At 70.8% G+C, this 4,552-nt stretch carries 5 protein-coding genes and 1 pseudogene; 4 read left to right on the forward strand and 2 right to left on the reverse strand.

Translation table 11 applies throughout. The annotated features are described in order from the left end of the window. Positions 1–83 precede the first annotated feature (83 nt). Positions 84–563 (forward strand): annotated as a pseudogene (locus ACIKT0_RS13355) (Sua5 family C-terminal domain-containing protein); the annotation flags it as partial. A 3-nt stretch (positions 564–566) separates the two neighbouring features. On the opposite strand, the gene ACIKT0_RS13360 reads toward ACIKT0_RS13355, so the two are convergent. Further along, on the reverse strand, positions 567–1,301 hold the full coding sequence (locus ACIKT0_RS13360) for a TylF/MycF/NovP-related O-methyltransferase (protein WP_407105812.1): 735 nt from the start codon (positions 1,299–1,301) through the stop codon (positions 567–569). 115 nt (positions 1,302–1,416) lie between these two features. Here ACIKT0_RS13360 and ACIKT0_RS13365 point away from each other — a divergent pair, with 115 nt between their 5' ends. Continuing rightward, the gene (locus ACIKT0_RS13365; RefSeq protein ID WP_407105813.1) at positions 1,417–2,844 is read left to right on the forward strand and encodes an FAD-binding oxidoreductase; all 1,428 of its coding nucleotides are present in this window, start codon (positions 1,417–1,419) and stop codon (positions 2,842–2,844) included. Between the two features lie 48 nt (positions 2,845–2,892). Next, positions 2,893–3,198, forward strand: a complete 306-nt coding sequence (locus tag ACIKT0_RS13370; protein ID WP_407105814.1) for a hypothetical protein — start codon at positions 2,893–2,895, stop codon at positions 3,196–3,198. Between the two features lie 3 nt (positions 3,199–3,201). On the opposite strand, the gene ACIKT0_RS13375 is transcribed toward ACIKT0_RS13370, so the two are convergent. Continuing rightward, the gene (locus ACIKT0_RS13375; protein WP_407105815.1) at positions 3,202–3,912 is read right to left on the reverse strand and encodes an SOS response-associated peptidase; all 711 of its coding nucleotides are present in this window, start codon (positions 3,910–3,912) and stop codon (positions 3,202–3,204) included. Between the two features lie 135 nt (positions 3,913–4,047). Here ACIKT0_RS13375 and ACIKT0_RS13380 point away from each other — a divergent pair, with 135 nt between their 5' ends. After that, complete coding sequence (locus tag ACIKT0_RS13380; RefSeq protein ID WP_407105817.1) at positions 4,048–4,491, forward strand: NUDIX hydrolase; 444 nt, start codon at positions 4,048–4,050, stop codon at positions 4,489–4,491. Positions 4,492–4,552: the final 61 nt, after the last annotated feature.

Consider the following 4,552-nt stretch of genomic DNA (forward strand, 5'->3'; position numbering starts at 1 on the left):
CCTTTCCGGTCGGCACCGGATAACCGAGCGCTCTGATGCGCTCGGCGAGCAGATCGATCGCGGCGAAGAGGTCGGAATAGTTGATCGACGCCGTCGTGGACGGCGGCGCGACGCTGGTCGGGGTGGAATCCACCATCGTCGCCTGCCTGGACGGCGAAGCGCGGCTGCTGCGGCCCGGCGGCGTCTCCCGCGCCGAGATCGAGGCCGCGCTCGGACGACCGCTGGCGCAGGCCGAGGAAGACGCGAACGCGCCGATCGCGCCGGGACGGCTGCTGTCGCATTACGCTCCGGCCGCGGCCGTGCGGCTCGACGCGACCGAGGTCTCGGAGGACGAGGGCTATCTCGGCTTCGGCCCTGACGTTCCCGGGGCAGATCGCGCCGCGGCCTACGAGACGTTGAGCGCCTCGGGCGACCTCAGGGAAGCGGCGGCGCGCCTGTTCGCGGCCCTGAGACGGCTCGACGCGTCGGGCGTGCCCCGGATCGCGGTCGCGCCGATCCCTGAAGGCGGCCTCGGGGACGCCATACGCGACCGGGTGGCGCGAGCTGCCGCCCCCCGGGGCTGACGCTCAGCCCGGCTTCAGGACCAGCGCCTGCACGGTCGGCAGCTCGATCAGCCGGCCGCGGCCGTCGGCGAAGAACTCGTCGAAGGCGCGCTTCGCGCCTGGGCATTTGCGCGAGCCGTAATCGTCGCACACCACCATCCCGCCGGGCGCAAGCCGCGGCCAGAAGAACTCCAGCGCGTCCCGCGTCGGCTGGTAGAGGTCGACGTCGACATGGAGCAGCGCGAAGGTGCGATCCGCGACCTCCGGAAAGCGCTCCGGAATCCAGCCCTTGAAGAACAGCAGGGTCTTGTCCGGGAAGCCCGCGAGGTTCGCCCGCACGCGATCTTCCGGGACGCTGAGATCAGCCTGATCCCAATAGGCCTTGCCGGTGTCGCTGAGCGCGTCCTCAGCCTGCGGGGCGGACAGCCCTTCGAAACTGTCGAACAGGCAGTAGGTCCGCTTCGCCTCGTCCGCCGCAAGCATGAAGGCGGTGCTCTTGCCGAAGCGCAGTCCGCACTCTGCGACGTCGCCGGGCACGTGCCGAAGGCCGCGCACGACGTTCTGCAGCACGAAACAGCGTTCGTCCGGAATGCCTTCGATGCCCCTCTTGAGGGCGAGGTTGAAGTAGTCGCGCTTGCGCCATTCGGGCGCGCGCTTCTTCTTGCGCTGGAGGCCAAGCGCGTCGAGCGCCCGGTCCTTCAAGCCGCGCTTCTTCGCGGCGCGCGCCTTCGGGCCCGCTCCCATCAGCTCTTCCGCCATGAGGCCGGACCTCCTCGTTCAACCCTCGACGCAGCTAGAGTGGATCGGCTTCCTTCCTGTCAAGGCGACGAGACGGGCTGCCCCGCCGCGCGAGCTGGCGTAGGATCGCGCCGCCATGACCCTCGCCCTCCCCTCTGAACTGCTGTCGCGCTTCGCCGCGCTCGTGTCGCCGCAGGACGTGCTGGATGATGACGCGGCCGCTCCACGGCTCGTCGAGCCGCGCGGTCTGTTTCGCGGCCGGGGCCTCGTGATCCAGCCGAGAACCGTCGAGCAGGTCGCCGCCGTCGTGCGCCTCGCGGTCGAGACCGGAGTCCGGATCGTGCCGCAGGGCGGCAACACCGGGCTCGTCGGAGGCCAGACGCCGGACCAGAGCGGCGCCCAGATCGTGCTTTCGACCGCCCGGCTGAGCAACATCCGCGAGGTCGACGCGGACGAGAACGTCATGGTGGTCGAGGCCGGCGTCACGCTCGCGGCGGCGCAGGAGGCGGCTCGGGCGGTCGATCGTTTCTTCCCGCTCAGCCTGGGTTCGGAAGGCAGTTGCACGATCGGCGGCAACATCGCCACCAACGCCGGCGGAGTCGGCGTCGTGGCCTATGGCAACACCCGCGATCTCGTGCTCGGTCTGGAGGCCGTTCTTCCCGACGGTCGGATCTGGAACGGCCTGCGCCGGCTCCGGAAGGACAACACCGGCTACGACCTGAAGCAGCTGTTCATCGGTTCGGAAGGCACGCTCGGCGTGGTAACGGCGGCCGTGCTGAAGTTGTTTCCGGCGCCACGCGATCTCGCCACCGCCTTCGTGGGCCTGCCCTCGGCGGAAGCGGCGCTGGAGCTGTTCCGGCTGGTCAGGCAGCGCGCCGGTTCAGCGCTCACCGGCTGCGAGCTGATGCCGCGCATCGGTATCGACTTCACGCTGCGGCACATGCTCGGGACCCGTGATCCGCTCGACGCGCCGCACCCGTGGTACCTGCTGATCGAGCTGTCGTCCCCGGTCGAGGGCGGGCTGACGGGCCGGCTCGAGGACATCCTGGCCGAGGCGATGGAGGCTGGTCTCCTGAGCGACGCCGTGATCGCCGCGTCGGTCGAGCAGACGGCGGCCTTCTGGCGCATCCGGATGGGAATGTCCGAGGTGCAGGGGCGCGAAGGCGGCTCGATCAAGCACGACGTCTCCGTGCCGCTCGCCCGCGTCGCCGATTTCATCTCGGAGGCGAGCAGCGCCGTCGAGGCGTTCATGCCCGGCGCGCGCGTCGTCGCCTTCGGACATCTCGGCGACGGCAACATCCACTTCAACGTCAGTCAGCCGGTCGGCGCCGACAAGGCCGAATACCTCGAGGCCTGGGCGGCGATGAACGAGGTGGTTCACGCCGTGGTCCACGCTTTCGGCGGCTCGATCGCGGCCGAACACGGCGTCGGGCGCCTGAAAAGAGACCTCCTGCCAGGCGTGAAATCGGACGTCGAGCTCGACCTGATGCGAACGATCAAGCAGGCGCTCGATCCCCAAGGCCTGTTCAATCCTGGCGTGATCCTCGGCGAAACGCGGCCTTAACGCAGTTCTGGCTTCATCAGGCGGAACCTCCTCGTCCGGAGCCGCCCGATGACCCGATGCGCCGGCGCTGCAGCGCTCCTGACCGCCGCCCTCGCGGCACCCCAGGCGTCCGCCCAGGAGCTCGCCTGCGCGCCGCCCGAGGTCGTGACCGCGCGCTATTCCGAACAGATCTGCAACCGCGGCGCGACCGGCTTCGTGGTGTGCCGCTGGATCGACCGCCGCCACGACGTGATCGCGCCGGGCGAATGCGTGCCGCGCGTCACCGTAGAGGCGGCGGCGCCGAGCGGCCGAAGCATCATCCTGCCGGCGGCGCCGGGCCACGGGGCCGCTGCGGGCTACGTCCGCAAGGATTGAGCCTCAGATAAGCCGCGGCTGAAGCGGCTCCGCCTCCTCGCGGTCGAACTGCGGCGCCGGCTCCTGCACCTCGGGGCCGTCATTGCTCGCCTGGTTCACCCGCGCGCTCACCGCGACCGCGTCGAACCGTCCCGCCGGCGCGGGCTTCAGGCAGCGCATCGCCAAGCTGCCGCCGTCCACCCGATTGTCCAGCCAGGCGTCCCAGTGTTCCGGCTCCAGCACCGCCGGCATGCGTTCGTGGATCTCGGCGAGATCGCGGCTCGCCGGCACGGTCGCGATCGCGAAGGAACGCAGCGGAGAGCCGTCCGGGCGCCGCCAGGTCTCCCAGACGCCGGCGAACATCAAGGGCCGGCGGTCCGCGCGGCGGATCAGATAGGGTTGCTTGAACCGGCCGGTCGCGCGCCACTCATACCAGCCGTCGGCCGGCGCGAGGCAGCGCCGCTTGTGCAGCGCCGTGCGAAAGGCCGGCTTCTGCGCGATCGTCTCGGCCCGCGCGTTGAAGATGAGCGGCGCCGCCTTCTCATCAGAGGCGAAGGGCGGAATGAGGCCCCAGCGGTGGAGCGCCAGGCGCCGTTCGCCCTCCTCCATCAGGACGACGGGACAAAGCTGGGTGGGCGAAATGTTGTAGCGCGGGCTGAATTCGACCGCCGGAACGGCGTCCAGCAGAACCGCCAGGGCCTCCCGTGACGTCGTCTGCGCGTAGCGTCCGCACATGCACGGCTTCCCCGATCATCCCGCCTGCGGCTTAATCGCCGCGAAAGCGCGGTCCGCGATCCTTCGACCCGTTGGTGGTTGCACGCGGCGGCGTTCGCGATCAAGAGCGTATCGCCCGGCCGCAGGAACGGATGGATGAGCGAAGCGACAGACGACCGGCTGCGGCCCGCCCGCCCCCTGCTCGCGGCGAGCCTCGCCTGTTTCCGCGACGGCGCCGTGCTGCTGGCGCGGCGGGGCCGAGCGCCCTCTCAGGGTCTGTGGTCGCTTCCGGGCGGACTGGTGGAGCTCGGCGAGACCGCCAGCGAGGCGGCAGCGCGCGAGCTTCTGGAGGAGACCGGGGTCCGGGCCGAGGTGATCGGCCTCGCCGATCTCGTCGAGGTCGTCCGGCGCGACGAAACGGGCGCGGTCGAGCGGCACATGGCCGTGCTCGCCTATGCCGGGCGGTGGGTGTCCGGAGAGCCGGTCCCCGGCGAGGAAGCGACGGAGGTCGCGTGGCTCGCGCCCGAGCAGGTCGCCGGACTGCAGGCGACCGCCGGGCTTGCGGAGGTCGTGCGCCGGGCTGCGGAGATCGCTGCGTGATCCGATCGCCAGTCCTGCGCGCCGCCCTCGCCGTCTCGCTCTGTCTGGCGAGCCTCGCAGC

The organism is Hansschlegelia beijingensis (assembly GCF_045505405.1).
Taxonomy (GTDB): Bacteria; Pseudomonadota; Alphaproteobacteria; order Rhizobiales; family Methylopilaceae; genus Methylopila; species Methylopila beijingensis_A.